Genomic DNA, 18,096 nt, shown 5'->3' with positions numbered 1-18,096 from the left:
TGATGGCTCGGCTCACCGAGGAGGACAAGGCCCGCAACGAGGCCGCCATCCGGGCCGCGATGGAGCGGATCTTGAGCGGCAACCTGCCGCCGGGCGGCAAGACCCACCTCAAGACCCTCGCTGCGGTCGCCGGAGTCACCCGCACTGGCTTCTACCCGAAGAAGAACCGCGACGGCACCCCCAGACCCGGCGCCTACCAGCACCTGGCCGAAGAGTTCGAGCGCCGGGTGAGCGAACTCCAGCAGGCCGGGAAGATCATCGACCCGCGCGAGGCACAGATCGAGCGGCTGAAGGCCGAGCGAGAGGAACTGAAGAAGCGCGTCACGGACCGCGACCAGCGCCTGGAAAAGCTCACGGGATTCAAGCAGCTGGCGATCTCCCGTCTGGCCGCCCAGCACGAGGAGATCGAACGCCCGCCGTCAGATCACCGACGGCGCCAACGTCCGGGCACTGCCCGCCGCCGAAGACCGCACCGCGCCGTATGGTTCGTGCAGTTGACCGTTCTAGGCGACGCCGAGCCGCTCGGAGCGGGCCCGCTCGCGCACGACGGGGACCGTGCTGCACACGGCGTCGGCCAGAAGGTGGATACGCCAGCACAGGTGCACCCACCGCTCGGCGGCCGGGCCAGGACGGGGCGCGAGGACGAGCGTGTCTGCGGGCTCAGGCATCCGCAGCCGGACGGCGAGGCGCGACAGGTCGGACAACGGATCGCTGAATACCGCGAGTTCCCAGTCCAGCAGCCGTCCTGCGAGCAGGTGCCCGACCTGCAGGTTGCGGTAGCATTCAGTAGTTGTCACTTGTCGCCTGTTAGTGATCTTCTCGCTTGGGCTGTGTGTCCTCTTCGCACCGTTCCAGTATGGCCACAGAGCGCCCGAGAAGGGGCCGCCGCAAGCACAACAGCCCCACGGCTTCGATTCGGTACACGGGATGGCGCATTACTCGGGCGGCTATGGCTCAGCGACGACGGGTGGCCAGGTTGCCTATGAGAGCCGCCTGGAGTTGGCCCGCCTGCTGCTCGCCGACTTCGATCCGTCGGTGCGCGGCATCGATGCCCAGCCCTTGCGCATGGTGGCGCGTGTCGACGTCAAGGTACGCAGCCACGTTCCGGACTTCCCTCTGGTGATGGGCTCGGGGGCGGTGCGCGTCGTCAAGGTCAAGCTGGCCTCGCGCCTGCAGGACCCCAGAGGGCTCCGGAGCCGTCCGCGCCGACGCCGACCTTGACGCCACGGTCCCCCTCTGCCACGGCAGTTACTTTGGCGACTACCTGCGTAGCAGGCAGCACACACACCGCCCGACCTGGTCGACCGCATCGTCGCTCTCCTGTGGCCCGCCCTCTGCGCCGACGGCCCGACGGAGCCGCGCCCGGTCGGCGGAGGACCCGGCCACTGGTGATCGCCGTCTCCCGCCTGACGCCACGGCACAGAGCGCTACGGCGCGTCGTGCAGAGGAGCGTGGTTGGCTCGGACGAGGCGTTCCCCGCCGAACCTAAGGGCGAGGTTACGCAAGGGAGAGGGAAGGTTGCGGGTTTTGTCACGCCGGTGGTTCTGTTCCAGGACCCACTGGATCCGTGCCCTGCGGCGCGCCTGGTAGGCGGCCATAGCCTGGCTGACGGATTCGGAGCTCGTAGTGCTGAGCAGGTCCGCCAGTACGAGGGCGTCCTCAAGAGCCATCGCCCCGCCCTGGGCCATGCTGGGCGAACAGGCGTGCGCGGCATCGCCGACGAGCACGACGCGCGGGCGCACCCAGTCCGGGACGTTGATCTCCGTAAGCGGTGCGAAGTGCGCATCCTCTGCTTGTTCCAGCAAGGCCGGGACGGGATCGGCGAACCCGGCGAAATGAGACCGCCAGTCACCGGCGGGTGGCACGGGATATGCACTGTTGATGTCGGCGTAACAGTAGATCCAGTTATTGCCCAGGGGGACGGTCAGAAAGGTGCGGCCTCTGCTGCCCAGTCGCACGGTCCAATCGGTGGCATCTGCGCTGTCCGGCGTCTGCTGGGCGATGAACCTCCAGCAGATCTGCCCCAGGAAGCGCGGCGCAGCATCGCAGAACACGGTACGGCGCACCGCGGAGTTGACACCATCCGCGCCAACGACGAGATCGTACGTCTGCTGTTCGCCGCCTGAGAACGTGACGGCTCCCTCGGCGCTGATGTCGGTCACGGCGGTGCCGAGCCGTATCTGCGTGGCGACGAGCGAGGAGCACAGCATGGCGTGCAGTTCACTCCGGCTGATCGCAATGCAGTCGCCGACCTCTCCCCAGATCCTGCGGATGGGGATCTCCGCCAGGACGCGGCCGCGGTGGTCGAGCATCCGCTGCCGTGTCACAGGGCGTGCCCGGCGGGCGAGGTCGTCGCCCAGGCCCAGCCGGTTCAGTGCGCGCACAGCGTTGGCCGGGAGATACAGCCCTGCACCTGCGGTGCGTAGTTCGCTGTCACGTTCCACCACGTCTGCGCTCATGCCGTTGCCCTCGAGGGCCCGTGCCAGGGACAGTCCCGCGATCCCGGCACCGACGATGAGTACGCGAAGTTCTGCCATGCTGAATTCCTTGATCCTTGCTGTGGACGTGCGGGACTCGCACCGGCTCAGACCTCGCGTACGAGGCGGAAGCCGTACAGGCTGATGCGGGTGTCGGACACCCGGGTGCCGGCGGCGAACTCCCGCGCGCTGCACACCGCAGCGGCCTCCTCACGTGTGGGCCGGGGCCGGGGTGGTGCTGATGAACGCACCCTCGGTGAGAGCGCGGTGCACCGGGCACCTCTCGGCGATCTCCATCAGCCGTCGGTGCTGGTCGGCGTCGAGTGCACCATCGAGACGGATCTCCTGGGTGACCTGTGACACCTGTTCGTTCCCGCCGTCGCACGCGGCGCAGTCAGCAGCGTGGATGCGCCGGTTGCGGAGCGAGACGGTGACCTTCTCCAGGGGCCAGCCCTTGCGGTCGGCGTACAAGCGAACGGTCATGGAGGTGCAGGCGCCCAGGGCGGCGAGTAGCAGGTCGTAGGGGCTCGGACCGGTGTCCGTGCCCTTCGGTTCCGGTTCGTCAGCGGCCAGGAGGTGGTGGCCGGCTCGCACCTGCTGGCCGTATGGCCCGATCCCGTTCTCGCTGACCACGACGAGCCCGGCTTCTCCTGCTCGTGGGCCTTGTGCTGCGGTGCCCGGCTGCTGGGTGGTGGTGTGCGGTGTGGGCATGCGGGGTCTCCTGAGTTCGAGCGAGGAGGGCGGGGTGAAGTGGTACCGCGCTGGCGTCATGCCTGTCCGTGCAGGGCGCTGTTCGGGGTGCGGGTGTAGCGGCTGGCCCACGCGGCCAGGACGGTGGCCGCGTACTCGGCATCCTCCCGGTCGTTGAGCAGATGGTCGGCGCCGGGCAGGGTGACGTAGGACTTGGGGTGGCGGGCGGTTTCGAAGATCTGGCGTGCGTTGTCGACGCCGACGGTGCGGTCCGCCGGGGAGTGCATGACCAGCAGTGCCGCGTGCAGGGTGCGGATCCGCATGGCCTGGGGCTGCGCGAGGAGGTCGTCGATGAATTCTTGGCGGATGCGGAAAGACCGGCCTGCCAGGTCGACGTCGGCTTCGCCGCACCGGGTGATCTCCGCTGTGTGGTGGGCAAATTGGCGGACGACGTGGTCGGGTCCGGCGGGGGCGCCGATCGTCGCGACCGCCCGCACTTCGGGGATGCGGTGGGTGGCGGCGAGCGCTGCGGCGCCGCCGAGTGAGTGCCCGATCAGGAGAGCCGGTGGCGTGTAGTTCTCGCGCAGGTGGTCGGCCGCACGGACGAGGTCCTTGACGTCGGAGGTGAACGTGCTCTGGGCGAAGTTGCCGCCGGACTGGCCCAGGCCGGTGAAGTCGAAGCGCAGCACTGCAATGCCGTGTGCGGTCAGGGCTTTGGAGATCCGGGCCGCGGCGTGGCTGTCCTTGCTGCAGGTGAAGCAGTGCGCGAACACGGCATACGTGGCCGGGGTCTCGGCCGGGAGTTCAAGGATGGCCGCCAGCGGCGCACCGTGTGATCCCGGGAACGTGAGGTGCGTGCTGGATCTGTTCACCACATCCTCCTGGGTGGTTGCTGCGGCCCGGGCGCGGCCGACTGGGCGGGTCGGCGGCCGAGCGGTGTCAGAGGGCATGGGCCGGGCTGTGGAGCTCAGCCAGGACGGCCAGCTCGGCCAGCAGGTCGCGCAGCAAGCCCTCGGTGACGGGGTCGCCGTTGAAGGCGCCGTCGGCGTCGAAGCGCCGGTGGGACTGGAAGACGGTGACCTCCGGGTGGGCCACGACCGGGGCCTGGATGCGGTGCAGGATCTGCCGCAGGACCAGCTGGCCGCGGGCGGTGCCGAACTGGGAGGGTGAGGCGCCCAGGACGGCGACGGGCTTGTGGCACAGGGCGTGCATGCCGGTGGGGCGCGAGAGCCAGTCGAGGGCGTTCATCAGTACGCCGGGGATGGCGGAGTTGTACTCGGGGGTGGCGATGAGGATGCCGTCGGCCTCCCTCACGCGTCGGCACAGGTCGGCGACGGCGGCGGGTTCGGGGCCGTCCTCGAGGTCCTCATTGAAGAAGGGAAGGCGGCCCAGCCCTTCGTAGAGGTCGATGGTGACGCCGTGGGGGGCGAGGTTCTGCACAGCGCGCAGCAGTCCGGTGTTGTGGGAGGAGCGGCGCAGGCTGCCGGAGATGGCGAGGAAGGTCAGGTCGGACATCGCGGAGGGCCCTTCGGGGGGTGCAGGGTCGGGGCGGGGGAGCGGGCGGGCCGGCCCGGCACCAGGTGGTGCAGGGCCGGCGCGGCGGTCAGAGCGGCGTGCGCCCGCCGGGCAGCGGGTGCACGCGCGCGGGCCGGCGGGGGCTGGGTCAGATCGGGTAGACCGGCTGGGAACCGCGGACGGTGATCCAGCGGGTCTCGGTGAAGGCGTCGATGTTGGCCTCGCCGCCGAAGCGGGCGCCGGTGCCGGACCAGCCGACGCCCCCGAAGGGGATGCAGGCATCGTCGTTGATGGTCTGGTCGTTGATGTGAACCAGACCGCTCGGGATGCGCTCGGCGAGCTCCAGGCCGGCCATGACGTCGCGGGTGAGGATGCCGAGCGAGAGGCCGTACGCGTCGTCGGCGGCCAGCTGTGCGGCCTCGTCCAGGGTGGCGAACGTACGGACGGGCACGACGGGGCCGAAGACCTCTTCCGCATAGGCAGGCGCGTCGTCGGGCACATCGACGAGGACGGTGGGGCGGTAGAAGAGGTCGTCGTAGGTGCCGCCGGCCAGCAGGCGGGCGCCGGCGGCGATGCTGGCGGTGACCTGGGCGTGGATGGTGTCCCGCTGGTGGGTGTTGATGACGGGGCCGAGGTCGACATCGGAGGTGGCGGGATCGCCGACGGTGAGCTGCTCGGCCTTCGCGGCCAGACGCGCGGTGAACTCCTCGGCGATGTCGGCGTGGACCAGGATGCGTCCGGTGGCCATGCAGACCTGGCCCTGGTTGAAGAAGGAGCCCCAGGCGACCGTGGACACGGCGCGGTCCAGGTCGGCGTCGGGGAGCACGATCATAGGGTTGTTGCCGCCCAGTTCGAGGTGGGCGCGCTTGACGCCGCGGGCCGCCGCCTCGCCGACCTTGCGGCCGGCCCCGGTGGATCCGGTGAAGGAGATGACGCGCACGTGCGGGTCGTCGACCAGCGCGGCACCGGCTTCGCCGCCGCCGGGGACCAGGGTGAGCACGCCCGGCGGCAGGCCCGCTTCCTCGAAGATCCGCATGATGGTGACGCCGCCGCTCACCGCGGTGCGCGGGTCCGGCTTGAGGACCACGGCGTTGCCGAGCGCCAGGGCCGGAGCGACGGAGCGGATCGCCAGGATCAGCGGCACGTTGAACGGCGAGATGACGCCGACGACTCCGGCGGGCATCCGGCGGGTCATGCTCAGGCGCGGCTCGGCGGAGGGCATGACCTGCCCGATCGGGTGCGAGCACAGCACGGCCGCCTCGTAACACTCCTGCACGGCCTGGTCCGTCTCGAAGACGGCCCTGGCCCGCGTGCCGCCGCTCTCGCGGATCAGCCAGTCCTGGATCTCCGGCGCGGCCTGGGCGAACAGGTCACCGGCCCGCCGCAGTATGGCGGCGCGCTCGGTGTGCGCGGTGGCGGCCCAGGCGCGCTGGACCTCGGCGGCGCGGGACGCGGCGCGGGCGATGTCGCTCGCGCCGGCGGATCCGATGTACTCCAGCGTCTCACCGGTCGAGGGGTTGATGACGGCCGTCTTGCCGCCGGAGGCGTCCTGCCAGCCGTCGATGTTGATCTTTCCGGACCAGAGCGCAGGGTCGAACACAGACATGGGTTCCTCGGATTTCTTGCTCCGCCGCAGGGCGGACGAGTGCAACTTCAGATGAGCCGGGCAAGGGGCCGCCCGCCCGGTGGCCAGGGGTGGGGAACCACCGGGCGGGCGCCGTCCGCGCGGCTTCGGGGGGGGGTGCTACCGCACGGAGCCTGGGGGTCAGCGGGTGGCGCGGTACGCCTGGTTGATCACATCGGCGACGACGTGGGGATGGCTGACCATGACCGCGTGGGAGCTGTTGACCTCGGTGATGTGGGCGTCGGCACGCTTGGCCATGAAGCGCTCCAGGCTCGGGGCGATGGCGTGGTCCTTCTTGGCCACCAGCGCCCAGGACGGGATGGTCTTCCAGGCGGCCTGCTTGGCCGGCTGGCCGAAAGCCTCCGCCGCGATAGGCCGCTGGGAGGCGGCCATCAAGGCCGCGGTCTTGGCGGGCACGTCGGCGGCGAACGCGTCGGTGAACTTGGCCGGGTCGAGCATGACCTCGGTACCGGTGCTCCCGTCGGGCCGGGTGAACTGGAATGCCTGCTGCGGCAGCGGCGGGACGCCCGGGTCCGGGTGCTGCTCAAGGAGCCCGCCGAGCGTCTCGCCCTTGTCCGGAGCGAAGGCGGCGACGTAGACCAGCGCCTGGACATCGGAGATGTCGGCAGCCGCGTTGGTGATCACGGCGCCGCCGTAGGAGTGGCCGACGAGGATCTTGGGACCCTTGACGCCCTTGAGCATGCCCTCCAGGTACGCCGTGTCATAGTCCAGGCCGCGTAGCGGGTTGGCCACCGCCCGGACCTTGAAGCCCTGGTGGCGCAGCCGGGCGGCGGTCTCCGTCCAGCCGGAGGCGTCGGCGAAGGCTCCATGGACCAGCACCACAGTCGGCTTGGCTGCCGCGCTTTCCTGGTCCTGCGCCACGGCGGGCGCGGGTGCCAGTGTGGTGAGGAGCGCCGCGGCGGCCGTACCGACAGCGGCGGCAGCGCGACCCGTGTGCTTTTCAGTGCTCATGAGATTCCTTGCGGATTTCGTGCGGCAGATGCCGTGATCGGCAGGTGCCGTGAATGGATCACCGGGTGCGGCTGTCCCGCTCCCGGCCTGGGGAGGGCGGGCGAGGGCCAGGGGCCTCTGCCCGCGTGGCGCGCTGTCCGGCGGGACAACCATGCACCACACGTTTCGTTACAGTCAATTAATGGAACTAAACTGCTCGGGAGGGACCCGGAGCTAGCTAGGGTGGATGCCACACCAGGAGGGACAACACGCTGTGAGCAGCAAGGACCAGACAGGCGTCGGCCGTGCACAACGACCGCGACGCAAGGCCGGGACGCAGACGCGCGCGCCGGAGGCAGAGCGCAGCCCGCATCCCGGCGGCAGGCCGCGGGACCCGGCGATCGAGGAGGCGATCCTTGAGGCCACGCGCAAACGCCTGGCCACCGACGGATACACGCGGATGACGATCGGCGATGTGGTGGCGGACGCGGGCGTGACGCGCCCCACCCTGTACCGGCGCTGGCCGAACAAGCACGAGCTGGTGGTCGATGCGCTCCACTACGGCCTGCAGAAGCAGCGCGACGCCTACCCTCCCCTGGACGTGGACGGGATGACGCCCGTGGAGGCGTTCACCGAGGCCGTCCGGCGCCTGGACCCCCGCTACCACAACGAGCGGGCGATGGCGCTGCACGGCAATTTCATGGGCGAGGCCAAGCGCGAGCCGGCCCTGTTCGAGCAGATGCGCGAGCACGGCAACAAGCCGCGCTGCGCGGAGCTGATGGGGACCCTGCAGCAACTGCAGGAGGCCGGTGCGGTGCGCAAGGAGGCCGATCTCGAAACCGTGGTCGTCCTCTGTTTCGGCAGCTACTTCGGCGACTACCTGCAAACCGGAGCGGGCACCCCGGCCGATCACGTAGACCGTGTCGTGGCCGTGCTGTGGCCCACCATCCGGGCAGAGAAGCATGGGTAGCCTCCATCGGGTCGGGCTCCCGCGCGACGCGGGAGGGTCAAGGTCAGTCCGGCTGCGGGGGGGCGGGCGGGCGCAGCAGCCGTGAGACAGGGGGCATCCAGCAGGGCCGTCGTGGATCGGGGTGAAGGGGGCGCGGCGGCATCCGCGATCAGCGCTCCTCGGCGGCTGTGCTGATCAGGCGGGCGATCCGGGGCTGACCGGCACGTTCTTCACAGCCGGTCCGTCTCCGTCGGGACGCCGAGCAGGATGCGGCCGGTCGTCTCCCAGGTGGACGGGCTGACCTGAATGTGGGCGGTAGCGGTGGCCGCGTCCCGAAAGCGGCGCTGCAACGGCGAGTCGTCGTAGATGGCCGATCCGCCGCCGAGGTCGTACATCGACCGGACGACGTCCGCGGATGTGCGCGCGGCGTGCGTCGCCGCCAGCCGCAGCCCGGTGCGCAGGTCCACCGTCACCGTGCCGCCGATGCGCGCGGCGCGCCAGGCGTCCTCGATGGCCGCGTAGAACAGGGCGCGTGCGGCACGCAGCGATGCCTCTGCCTGCGCCACAGCAGCTTGCGTCACCGCCTTCTCACCGAGCGTGCGCCGTGCACCGTCCGGAACCTTGCGGCCCGCGAGATCGAGCAGGTCATCGATGGCCCCGCGGGCATTGCCCAGCGCCGCCGCGGCGACGGCCAGGGCGAAGTACCCAAAGACCGGGAACCGGTAGAGCGGTGCGTCGATCACCGGACCGTCGGACAGCGACAGCGTGCGGTGCGTGGGAACGAACACGTCCTTGGCCACGACATCGTGACTGCCCGTTCCGCGCAGTCCGGACGTCTGCCAGGTGTCGTCGAGGATCCGCAGCTGCGCGGTCGGGATCCCGACGGAGCGCCTCGCCCGCACGCCGTCCTTCTCACCCCGGCCGTCGTCCACGAGGCAGCCGCCGAAGAAGTAGTCCGCATGCCTGATGCCGCTGGCGAACGACCAGCGCCCGGAGACGACCACCCCGCCGTCGACGGGACGGGCCGTCCCCCGCGGCGCCCACACGCCTGCCGCGATCGAGCGCGGATCACCGAAGATCTCGGCCGCGCCGTCCGCCGGCAGATACGCCGCGAGCAGGCTGGTGGTCATGGCGATGGAGACGCACCAGCCGGTGGCGGCGTCACCCTGGGCCATCGTCTCGGCGCCGGCGAGGGCGTCGGCGGGTGGCGCCTGCGGGGCCCCGAGACCGGCGGGCGCTGCGCACCGCATCAGCCCCACGTCACGGAGTGCCTCGACCACGTCCGGCGCCAGACGCCGGTGGCGCTCGGTGTCCGCGGCCGCGGCCTGCGCCATACGGCGGATCCGGTCCGCCCCTGGCCAATGGCCCGCCCGGGCCGGTTCAGTAGGGGCAAGCGAACTGCTCATGATGCCTCTCTTCGACTTACAGGGGGCGGCGGTACGCGGTGAGCCGCGCATCGGCGCCGCTCGGAGCCGTGACGGGGTTTCAGTAATGTCCCGGAACCGGGAAAGGGATCGCGCAGGAGTACGCGAGGTCGTAGGGAGGGGCGGATCGTGGCCGATGCCTGCGAGCACCAGCGCCCTGGTCCAGGCACTCCGGTAGCAGCGGAGCCCTGACCTGGGCCGCTGCAGAACCGTCTCGCGTGCACGCCGTCAACGCGCTGTCGCGGGGCCTCGATCACTTCCCTGCTGGCCGGGGGACACCCTGGGGAGCAATGCGGACGGGACGGGCCCGGCTTCCTGCCCGGCGGCGGTACGGGCCTGCGCGCCTAGGCGGAGCTGTGGGCGGGGACTAGGTGCGGGCCGTCAGCAGGCTCGCGCGCAGGGCTTTCTTGTCGGTCTTGCCGACGGCTGTCCGCGGGAGGGAATCAGCAATCGAGTAGGAGGCTGGCGTGTAGAGGTCGCCGAGGGCGTCGACGATCTCGCGGGTCAAACGTGCAAGGTCTGGAGCGCGGGCAGGGTCGTGAGGCACCAGGACCACGTGCACACTCTCCTTGTCGTCGGCGCCGGGCAAGCCGATGGCGGCGCCGTCCTTGAGAGCGGGGTGCGCGGCGAGGAAGTCGTCGAGCAGGCGGGAGTAGACGTTGTCGGCGGTGCGGCCCGTCACGATGATGTCCCGCGCGCGGTCGACCAGATAGAGGTAGCCGCTTTCGTCCTGGCGGCCGATGTCGCCGCTGCGGAACCAGCCTGCGCCGTCCAGGACTTCGGCGGTGCGTTCCGGATCGTTCCAGTAGCACTCCATGACCGTAGGGCTGCGCACGTACAGCTCGCCGAGTTGTCCCACGGGCACGGCTGTGCCGTCCTCGTCCCGCAGCTCCACGTCGACTCCGGGCCCCGGGCGCCCGCAGCTGGTCAGCGACTCGGGCCGCTGCAGGTCGTGCTCCGCGGGGGTGAGTTCGGCGACGAGCCCGGTCTCGGATGCTGCGTAGATCTGGTGAAGTACCGGGCCGAGACGCTCGATTGCTTGCCGCAGACGTGGAGGGGAGGCGGCTGCTCCGCCATAGAGGAGATGCGTCAACGCGGGGAATCGGCCGGGGAGGCAGTCCGGGTGGTCCAGCAGTTCGTACAGCATGGGCGTCACTACGATCATTCTGCTGACGCGCTCGCGATCCATCACGGCCAGGGCGGTGCCGGCGTCGAAGGTCCTGAGCAGGACGATGGTATGGCCGCTCAGGGCGCCGACCAGGAAGGCGGCGTGGCCGCTGGTGTGCGTCACCAGCGTGCCTATCAGCATCGCCCGGTCGGCCGGCGCGCCGTCGGCGTACGCATCGGACGTCCGCAGGTAGCCGTCGTAGGAGCCGCTGCCGTGAACGACCAGCTTGGGCAGGCCCGTTGTGCCGCCCGTGTAGAGAAGGGTCATGATGTGGCGACCGTCGGCCGCCTCGTTCAGTGAGAGGGGGGCACTGTCGGACGCTGCTGCCAGGAAGTCGGCCGTGAGCGACGAGGCGCCGATGCTGAAGAGATGCGCCAGGTCCACCTGCTCGGCAATCCGGCTGGTCCGGTCTTCGAAGACCGGGTCGAACAGGAGCATCGTGACGTCGGCGCGCCGGATCAGCGCTTCCAGTTCGCTGGTGCCGGGCTCCGGCGGCACGAAGACCATGCGGCACCCGGCGAAGTGGACGGCCAGCTGCAGCAGGAGCGCCTCGGGAGAGTTCTCCACGAACAGCGCCACGCCGTCTCCCTCCGCCACTCCCCTGCGTCGCAGCGCTGCAGCGAAGCGCAGGACCGCCGTGACGGCCTCGGTGCCGCTGATGCGCCGCGCTCCCGCGACGATCGCGTCACGCTCACCTCTCGCTGAGAGCCGTTGCAGCACCGAGACGGTGTAGTTCTCGTGGGCAGTGGCCTTGTTCATGATCCTTCTTCGTCGCGTTGTTGAGGGTATTCCCGGCTCAGGGGATGGCCGCTGCCGTCGGTGTCGAGGCCGGCCTGGCGGTGCCTCAGCGGCAGCTTGTGTAGATGCCTTCGTGCTCCCAGGCACGCAGGGTGTCGTAGTCCTCGATCAGCTCGTGGCTGTTGGGGGCCGCGAGGTAGGCGAACCCGGGAGAGGTGGGCAGGCTGCTGGTGGCGGGGAGGTACTGGCCCGGGGCGAAGCCGGGGAAGACGGCGACGACGCTGGGAAGTTCCGCAATCTTGGTGAGGGCGTGGGGGTTGGCAGGGCCGGGGTGGTGGTTGATGAAGTCGACCCACCGCAACACCGGCTGCTGGCCCGCCTGCGGGGTAGTGCGGGTGTGCAGGGATGCGGGATCCATCGTGGCGGTGACCGTCAAGGCGGTCTGGGAGGGGCCGAGGTAGGCGTCCACCACGTCGGGCCCGGTGCCTCCGCCCAGGCGGGCGCCGGTCTCGATGAGGACCGGTCCCCGGTCGGTGAGCATGACCTCGGTGTGGGCGGGCGTTTCGGTGATGCCCAGCGCGTCCAGGACCTCCCGGACGTAGCCGACGAGCACCTTCCCGTCGGTGCTGGCGGGGGCAACGGGTTCCTGGAAGTCGTAAATGGGGGCGGCGGTCGGGCCGATGCGTTTGGTGTAGCGCCAGATCTCGGCGACGTAGTGCTCCCCGCCCGAGGAGACCGTGTTGATGCAGTACTCGGTTCCGTGCAGGCGTTCCTGGACGAGCACGGCGTCGTTGGGCTCGCCGAAGATGTTGGCGGTGCCCAGGACGGCGATGGCGGCCTGGCCGACTTCCTCGGCCGAGGCGCAGAACGTCACGCCGTCGGTGCCCGCGCTGGCCAGGGGCTTGACCACCGCCTCTTCCAGGCCCCCTACGGCGTACCAGTGCGCTGCGGCGCGGGCGGAGCGGACGACGGTGGTCTGCGGGGTCGCAATGCCTGCGGCTTGGACCGCCTGCTGCATGAGTGACTTGTCGCGGCGTGCCTCGACCAGCGCGGGGTCGTTCGTCGGCAGGCTCAAAGCGCTCGCGAGGGTCTCCGCCAGCACGACGCCGGTTTCGGTACCGGCCACAACGCGGGAGACACGCAGGCGGGCAAGTTCCCGCGCGAGGCTGGTGAAGTCGCCGGTGAAGCCCAGATCCACGACGTAGTCGTCGGGGCTGAATGAGCGGACGAGGAAGGCGCTGACGTCCGGCTGACTGCGTACGTGGATGCAGTCGACCCCCGCTCGGGCAAGTCGCTTTGCCAGCGTCGCCCCGGTGGAGTATCCGTCGACGATCACTACCTTCATGGGTGCTGTTCCTCTCGTGGTGCTGCGGTGCTGTGGGCACTGCGATGCTGGCTGTCGTGGGGTCGGTTCGGCAGGAGGCGGTGCTAGGTCAGCTCTGAGGTGTGGGAGAGGCGCAGGGCGCGGGAAAGCGGCACGCAGGCCAGGGCGCCCAGGACGGCGCTGGTCACCAGCAGGCCCGCTACCAGAGGGCGGCCTCCCGCGTTGAGGGCGCCGGCGATGCCCAGCGGAGTGAGCGAGGCGATCGCGCCCGCGACGCTGAGGGCGGCCTGGTAGCGGCCGCTGGCCCCGGGCGGGGCGGCCGTTGCGACGAAGGCGCCGGCGGCGACGCTGTAGCAGATCTCACCGGGCACCATGATCACTGCTGCGGTGGTATAACCCACGGTGGTGTGCTGCAGGGCCGCCAGTCCCATGGCGGCGCCCAGGATCAGGCTCCCGACGGCGAACACCGGGCCGATGGGGTAGCGGACGCGGTCGTCGGGACCGACCAGCAGGCGGGTCAGTGGCGGGCTGAGCAGCAGGACCGCAGCGGAGTTGGCGAGCATGGCGGTGCCGTAGGCGGACGGGGCGAGATGGTCCGCGCTCATGACCAGGGGCAGGACGCTGATCAGGCCGTAGGCACAAGTCGTCGCCGCGATGGCCGCAGCGACCATCCAGCGCAGCCGGGCATCGGAGACGATCTGTGCGTAGGTGGCGTGCTCATGCTGGCGTTCGGCCCGGGGCGTGCCGGGCCGGCCGGTCAGCATGGCTCGCACCAGGAGGGCTGCGGCCACGCAGGCAACGGCGTTGAGGGCGAACAGGAACCGGTAGCCGTGGGTGTGGGCCACAAAGCCGCCGACGCCAGAGCTCAGCGAGAGGCCCACGTTCGAAACCCAGTAGACCCAGCCCTGGGCACGGGTGCGTGCTCCCTCATTGGCCAGGCGCTCGTTGATCTGCGCGGAGACGGCCGGCCGGTGGACGTCCATGGTGCAGCCCAGGCAGAAGGCGAGCAGCATCAGGGCGTGCAGACTGCTGGCCACGGTGAGCCCGGCGCACACTGCTGCGGCCAGCAGCAGTCCCGCCGTGCACGCGGCACGGGATCCGATCCGGTCGGTCATCGCCCCGCTGACCAGCTGTCCGACACACCAGCCGACCCCGAAGATCGTCAACGTGGCGCCGGCGGCGGTCGTGCCGTGCGCGGCGCCGATGGAGTAGCCGAGGAAGTCGTAGGCAAATCCGCAGGCTTTGACCAGGAAGGTCGTTGCCAGGAGCGTGGTGATGACCACGCGGGCGGACGGACCGGACGGGCGGACTTGGGCGGCCGCAGGAGGGGGTGCGGTGACCGTCATGTAGAAGGGCCTGCCTTGTCCAGGAGCGCCACGTTGCTGGGCACTTCGGTGGTGGGAACGGGGAGGTGTGGGGCCGGGTGGGTCAGTTCGGCCAAGCCCGCGACGATGAGCTCGCGCAGGTGCGCAACCTGGGCGGGCCGGTGATGCCGCGGGCAGGAGGCCAGTTCGATGCTGCAGCGCCCGCTGAAGGTGGAGACGAAATAGCCGACCCAGGTCACCGCCTCGGAGGTGGCGAAGCCACGGAAGTCGACGATCTCCATCCCCGTCGGCACGGCGAGCTCGGGCACCGGACCCCAGTTGGTGATGAAGTTCCCGACACCGGTGCGCGCGCTGCCCTGTGCGGCCGCCGACGCCGCGGCCCGCATCACCGCGAGCGCGCTCCCGCCCTCGATCCCGGCGACGATCTGCGCCTTCGCCTCCTTGGCCAGGACATCCAGATCCGAAGTGGGCCCGCACGCGGTGACCGTGGGCGCGAATCCCAGGGCATTGGTGACCTCGTCGGGGCGCGCCACGGGGCGCAGGTGGGGGCGCAGGTCCACGAGATGGAACATGATCATCGATAGTTCGGCTGCGGCACCGGCCGATTCGGTGAGCGTCGCGCGTTCGGCGCGGATTATCGCCGCAGCCAGCAGGGCGTGCAGGGTCGTTCCCGATGCCCGCGCGTGGGCGAGCAGGGCGGCAGTGTCGCCCTGCGACAGGGTGATGCGCTGCGCCGGCTCGGGAGCGAAAACCGCGCCGCTCCCGATGTCGGCCGTGGGGGTGCTGTGCACCGGGCCCGCGGCCGCCACGGCGAGGTCAGGCAGGGTCATGGAGCGGGCACGGTAGGCATGTTCGAGGCTGCGCGGGTGGACCGGGGCCGGATCGGGGAACGCCGCGCCCTCCGCCAGGGCGGCGACCGTGTGCCAGAAGTGCTCAAGCAGCGCCAGTCCCAGCGGGGCGTCGTTGATCGCGTGAGACACCTGCAGTGCGACCGCGGTCTGTTCGCCCTCGGCCACGATGGTGAGTTTCGCCAGGCCGCGCGCGGGATCCAGGACCGTGAGGCCACGCTCGAGCCAGTCGGAGATCGCGCCTTGGACAATCTCGGTGGCCGCGGCGCTGGAGCCGTCGTCGGGAATGTGCAGCCAGCACTGCTCGCCGGTGATCTCTATCGTGCCGCGCAGCATCGGATACTTGTCGCACAGCAGCCCGAACGCGGTGCGCAGCCCCGCGATATCGACTTCACCAGCACAGACAGCCACATAGCTGACCGTGAGCTTGCGCGGCACGAAGCCGTGATCGATCCGGCCCAGACGGTATTTCATGTCCCCCTCCGCAGGCCGGTGGCCCAAGTGGCGGGCCTCGGGCTCGTGATCACACCAGGCCCAGCAGCGCGTGATGGGCGGCGCGCGCCCGCAACTCGCGCGCCGGGCTGGCGACCAGGCGCCCGTTCCGCATCCCCCGCAGCCCGCTGACGCGGTGCACCTCGGCGACGAGGGCACCGTCCGGTTGGGGCAGCACGTGTTCATGGGTGACGGGCTCGTCACTGCGGACGGTGAAAGGCATCGTGAACGGCGCGGCACTCACAGCGCAGGCCTCCAGGCACTTGTCGGATCGGGTGGCGCAGAGCCAGCCTGCGGCCGCCGCGACACCGTTACCAAGACAGCGCTAACGCTGGTGCCGGCAGCACCTGGCAGCCGGATCGGGCGTGGCTGATGATGGGTGGGTGAACTCCGCCCTCTCCCCCCGCCGCACCGAACTCGCCGCGTTCCTGCGCAGCCGCCGCGACCGCCTCACCCCCGCAGCGGCGGGCATAGCACCAGGACTGCGCCGCCGGACACCAGGACTGCGCCGCGAGGAGGTCGCCCACCTGGCCGGAGTCTCCATCACCTGGTACACCTGGCTCGAACAGGGACGCCCCATCAACGTCGGCCCGCAGATCCTCGACGCCATCGCCACCACCCTGCGCCTGGACGCCGCCGAACGCGCCCACCTCTACCGCCTGGCCGAGGTACCGATCCCCGCGGTGGCCACCACCGCCGACACGATCACTCCCACCCTGCAGGCGATCCTCGACGCCATCACCGGCTTCCCCGCCGCGGCCATCAACACCCGCTGGGACCTGCTGGGCTGGAACACGGCAGCCGCCGCGCTGTGGCCACGGCTCACCGCACCCGAGAGCTCCCGCAACGTCTTGTGGGAAATGTTCACCACACCCGAATGCTGCCGCCAGTTCGTCAACCGCGACGTCGGCCTGCCCCACATGGTCGCCTCGTTCCGTGCCGACTTCGCCCACCACCTCGACGACCCGGCATGGACCGACCTGATCCGCGCACTCGCCACCACCAGCCCGGAATTCACGCACCTGTGGGCCACCCACGACGTCGGGGCACCCCCGAGCCAGACCATGACCTACCACCACGCCGCGGTCGGCGAGCTGTCGCTGTCCCTGACGCGGATGGAACTGCCCGCCATCGCCGAAACCATCGTCACCGTGTGGACCCCCGTCGACGAGGACAGCCGTCGGCGCATGGACCAGCTCCTGGCCCACCCCGAGGCCCCCTCACTGGACCACACCCACTGAGACGCCGCCGTCGCGCCCGACGCGGGGCCGACGCAGCAAGATTGCCCAGCCCTCGGCGGACAAGCACTACTTCAGCATCCCCGCCGTCTGCATGGACAGCGTCGAACGCTACCGCGGCCAGTACCACGCCCACCGCTGCTCGGGCTGCGGTCACTGCACCGCCACCGTTGCCGGGTTCACAGCGGAAGGCCCCTGCGGTCCGTGGGATCCAGGTTCAGTTACGTAGCATCCCTGGTCGGCGCACCGGTGCTGCACCGCCAGTGCGCCGAGGTCACAGAGTTCGGGCAAGAGCCGGCCCGGCACATCGATGACATGTTCGTCACCATGCACGTGACCCAGGGGGTCGGTGCCTGTATGCAGGGCTTGCCTGGAAACGGGACTGCCATCGCATGGCCCATACGGCGGGCAAGGCGGTAGGAGCAGCCCCCGCTCGCCATGCTCCACAAGCGGCGCTTTCCGCTCAGCCACGTCTGACGGGCCGGGGGCGGTCGCGGCTGCGCCGTTCGGCGCTGGCATCGAAGGACCACGGGCGGATGTGCCCTCTGGACAGCGCCTGCGCGCGGGTGGCGGGACGGCGGCATGGCCAGCTCGCACTCCGACACCAATTACGTTACAGTCATTACTCGTAACGGTACCCCCGGAGTCGGGGGTCCGCCGCTGACGACTTCTACGCTTGAGGACAGCCATGGCAAGCGACTACGAACACGGCCGAGTGGGATTGCTGCTCGTTGACCTCGTCAACGAGAACTTCTCGAAGGACGGCAAGGCCTACTCCACCTACGCACCGGAATACGAACGCCTCGGCACAATCGGCAACCTGAAGAAGCTCATCGCCGGGGTGCGGCGGCACAAGGACGTTCCCGTCTTTTACTCGACGACTGCCTTCACCGATGAGGACTACTCGACGTGGCGGCATGTCTCCGGGATCCACCGGCAGATGTTCGACAACCAGATGTTCCAGGCCGGCACCTGGCACACCGAGTTCCACGAGGAGCTGGCTCCCCAGCCGAGCGACGTGGTCCTTGCGCCGCACAAGGGCCTCGACGTTCTCCAGCACACCGACCTCGAGTTCCAGCTACGGCAGCGCGGCGTTGAGTACCTGGCGATCGCCGGGGTCTCCGGGATCATGGCCGTGGAGTCGACGGCCCGCACCGCGATGGAGCGCGGCTACCACGTCACGTCGTTCACCGACGCGATAGCCGCCCCCGGTGGCCTAGTCACGTATCAGGCGATGATGCGCGGCCTGACCATGGTCTCCCACAGCGTGACCGGCGTTGACGACTTCCTGGGCTCGCTCGACGAGCTGACGGCATAGCCCATTCACCACCGA

The 18,096-nt window shown here is 70.1% G+C and carries 17 protein-coding genes and 1 pseudogene; 6 read left to right on the top strand and 12 right to left on the bottom strand.

Annotated features, from left to right (window positions below; all coding sequences use genetic code 11):
- Positions 1–2: 2 nt before the first annotated feature.
- On the top strand, positions 3–986 hold the full coding sequence (locus IEY91_RS42490) for a hypothetical protein (protein ID WP_306309882.1): 984 nt from the start codon (positions 3–5) through the stop codon (positions 984–986).
- Positions 928–1,221 (top strand): hypothetical protein, encoded by a 294-nt coding sequence (locus IEY91_RS10780; protein ID WP_189173771.1) that lies wholly within the window; start codon positions 928–930, stop codon positions 1,219–1,221. Before IEY91_RS42490 ends, IEY91_RS10780 begins: the two co-directional genes overlap by 59 nt.
- Positions 1,222–1,427: 206 nt before the next feature.
- On the opposite strand, the gene IEY91_RS10775 is transcribed toward IEY91_RS10780, so the two are convergent.
- From IEY91_RS10775 to IEY91_RS10750, 6 genes are all read right to left on the bottom strand, one after another.
- Positions 1,428–2,537: an FAD-dependent monooxygenase gene (locus tag IEY91_RS10775; protein ID WP_164326960.1), complete on the bottom strand. Its 1,110-nt coding sequence runs from the start codon at positions 2,535–2,537 to the stop codon at positions 1,428–1,430.
- A gap of 150 nt (positions 2,538–2,687) precedes the next feature.
- Complete coding sequence (locus IEY91_RS10770; RefSeq protein WP_204328124.1) at positions 2,688–3,188, bottom strand: OsmC family protein; 501 nt, start codon at positions 3,186–3,188, stop codon at positions 2,688–2,690.
- A gap of 56 nt (positions 3,189–3,244) precedes the next feature.
- Positions 3,245–4,039, bottom strand: a complete 795-nt coding sequence (locus IEY91_RS10765) for an alpha/beta hydrolase family protein (RefSeq protein WP_229696856.1) — start codon at positions 4,037–4,039, stop codon at positions 3,245–3,247.
- A gap of 67 nt (positions 4,040–4,106) precedes the next feature.
- Positions 4,107–4,682 carry an NADPH-dependent FMN reductase gene (locus IEY91_RS10760; RefSeq protein ID WP_164326957.1) on the bottom strand — a complete coding sequence of 192 codons (576 nt, stop codon included), beginning with the start codon at positions 4,680–4,682 and terminating at the stop codon, positions 4,107–4,109.
- Positions 4,683–4,830: 148 nt separating this feature from the next.
- Entirely contained in the window at positions 4,831–6,288 is a 1,458-nt protein-coding gene (locus IEY91_RS10755) for a benzaldehyde dehydrogenase (RefSeq protein ID WP_164326956.1), read from the bottom strand.
- Positions 6,289–6,447: 159 nt separating this feature from the next.
- Positions 6,448–7,278: an alpha/beta fold hydrolase gene (locus tag IEY91_RS10750; RefSeq protein WP_164326955.1), complete on the bottom strand. Its 831-nt coding sequence runs from the start codon at positions 7,276–7,278 to the stop codon at positions 6,448–6,450.
- 253 nt (positions 7,279–7,531) lie between these two features.
- Between IEY91_RS10750 and IEY91_RS10745 the strand changes: the two genes are divergently transcribed.
- On the top strand, positions 7,532–8,227 hold the full coding sequence (locus IEY91_RS10745; protein ID WP_229696855.1) for a TetR/AcrR family transcriptional regulator: 696 nt from the start codon (positions 7,532–7,534) through the stop codon (positions 8,225–8,227).
- Between the two features lie 209 nt (positions 8,228–8,436).
- On the opposite strand, the gene IEY91_RS10740 is transcribed toward IEY91_RS10745, so the two are convergent.
- The 6 genes from IEY91_RS10740 to IEY91_RS10715 form a co-directional block, all read right to left on the bottom strand.
- Positions 8,437–9,540: an acyl-CoA dehydrogenase family protein gene (locus IEY91_RS10740; RefSeq protein ID WP_229696854.1), complete on the bottom strand. Its 1,104-nt coding sequence runs from the start codon at positions 9,538–9,540 to the stop codon at positions 8,437–8,439.
- Positions 9,541–9,997: 457 nt separating this feature from the next.
- Positions 9,998–11,557, bottom strand: a complete 1,560-nt coding sequence (locus IEY91_RS10735) for an AMP-binding protein (RefSeq protein WP_164326952.1) — start codon at positions 11,555–11,557, stop codon at positions 9,998–10,000.
- A gap of 85 nt (positions 11,558–11,642) precedes the next feature.
- Positions 11,643–12,881, bottom strand: a complete 1,239-nt coding sequence (locus tag IEY91_RS10730; RefSeq protein ID WP_164326951.1) for an ATP-grasp domain-containing protein — start codon at positions 12,879–12,881, stop codon at positions 11,643–11,645.
- Between the two features lie 83 nt (positions 12,882–12,964).
- Positions 12,965–14,206 (bottom strand): MFS transporter, encoded by a 1,242-nt coding sequence (locus IEY91_RS10725; protein WP_189173768.1) that lies wholly within the window; start codon positions 14,204–14,206, stop codon positions 12,965–12,967.
- Positions 14,203–15,507, bottom strand: coding sequence for a phthiocerol/phthiodiolone dimycocerosyl transferase family protein (locus IEY91_RS10720; protein ID WP_164326949.1), 1,305 nt, complete (start codon positions 15,505–15,507; stop codon positions 14,203–14,205). Before IEY91_RS10720 ends, IEY91_RS10725 begins: the two co-directional genes overlap by 4 nt.
- Before the next feature lie 49 nt (positions 15,508–15,556).
- Complete coding sequence (locus tag IEY91_RS10715) at positions 15,557–15,769, bottom strand: hypothetical protein (RefSeq protein ID WP_164326948.1); 213 nt, start codon at positions 15,767–15,769, stop codon at positions 15,557–15,559.
- A 139-nt stretch (positions 15,770–15,908) separates the two neighbouring features.
- On the opposite strand from IEY91_RS10715, the gene IEY91_RS10710 reads away from it, so the two are divergent.
- The 3 genes and pseudogenes from IEY91_RS10710 to IEY91_RS10700 all read left to right on the top strand — a co-directional run bounded on the left by IEY91_RS10710 (position 15,909) and on the right by IEY91_RS10700 (position 18,081).
- Positions 15,909–16,766 carry a helix-turn-helix transcriptional regulator gene (locus IEY91_RS10710; protein WP_164326947.1) on the top strand — a complete coding sequence of 286 codons (858 nt, stop codon included), beginning with the start codon at positions 15,909–15,911 and terminating at the stop codon, positions 16,764–16,766.
- Positions 16,767–16,803: 37 nt separating this feature from the next.
- Positions 16,804–16,992 (top strand): annotated as a pseudogene (locus IEY91_RS10705) (DUF4863 family protein); the annotation flags it as partial.
- A gap of 459 nt (positions 16,993–17,451) precedes the next feature.
- Positions 17,452–18,081, top strand: coding sequence for a cysteine hydrolase family protein (locus IEY91_RS10700; RefSeq protein ID WP_189173767.1), 630 nt, complete (start codon positions 17,452–17,454; stop codon positions 18,079–18,081).
- Positions 18,082–18,096: the final 15 nt, after the last annotated feature.

Source organism: Streptomyces lasiicapitis (assembly GCF_014646335.1).
Classification (GTDB): domain Bacteria; phylum Actinomycetota; class Actinomycetes; order Streptomycetales; family Streptomycetaceae; genus Streptomyces; species Streptomyces lasiicapitis.
The sequence above is the reverse complement of the archived record's forward strand: the minus strand, read 5'-3'. Positions and strand labels throughout refer to the sequence as shown.

Coding starts and splice junctions, on each gene's coding strand:
- IEY91_RS42490 (WP_306309882.1), top strand. CDS start 3: ATGGCTCGGCTCACCGAGGAGGACAAGGCCCGCAACGAGGCCGCCATC.
- IEY91_RS10780 (WP_189173771.1), top strand. CDS start 928: ATGGCGCATTACTCGGGCGGCTATGGCTCAGCGACGACGGGTGGCCAG.
- IEY91_RS10775 (WP_164326960.1), bottom strand. CDS start 2,537: ATGGCAGAACTTCGCGTACTCATCGTCGGTGCCGGGATCGCGGGACTG.
- IEY91_RS10770 (WP_204328124.1), bottom strand. CDS start 3,188: ATGCCCACACCGCACACCACCACCCAGCAGCCGGGCACCGCAGCACAA.
- IEY91_RS10760 (WP_164326957.1), bottom strand. CDS start 4,682: ATGTCCGACCTGACCTTCCTCGCCATCTCCGGCAGCCTGCGCCGCTCC.
- IEY91_RS10755 (WP_164326956.1), bottom strand. CDS start 6,288: ATGTCTGTGTTCGACCCTGCGCTCTGGTCCGGAAAGATCAACATCGAC.
- IEY91_RS10750 (WP_164326955.1), bottom strand. CDS start 7,278: ATGAGCACTGAAAAGCACACGGGTCGCGCTGCCGCCGCTGTCGGTACG.
- IEY91_RS10740 (WP_229696854.1), bottom strand. CDS start 9,540: ATGGCGCAGGCCGCGGCCGCGGACACCGAGCGCCACCGGCGTCTGGCG.
- IEY91_RS10735 (WP_164326952.1), bottom strand. CDS start 11,557: ATGAACAAGGCCACTGCCCACGAGAACTACACCGTCTCGGTGCTGCAA.
- IEY91_RS10730 (WP_164326951.1), bottom strand. CDS start 12,881: ATGAAGGTAGTGATCGTCGACGGATACTCCACCGGGGCGACGCTGGCA.
- IEY91_RS10725 (WP_189173768.1), bottom strand. CDS start 14,206: ATGACGGTCACCGCACCCCCTCCTGCGGCCGCCCAAGTCCGCCCGTCC.
- IEY91_RS10720 (WP_164326949.1), bottom strand. CDS start 15,507: ATGAAATACCGTCTGGGCCGGATCGATCACGGCTTCGTGCCGCGCAAG.
- IEY91_RS10700 (WP_189173767.1), top strand. CDS start 17,452: ATGGCAAGCGACTACGAACACGGCCGAGTGGGATTGCTGCTCGTTGAC.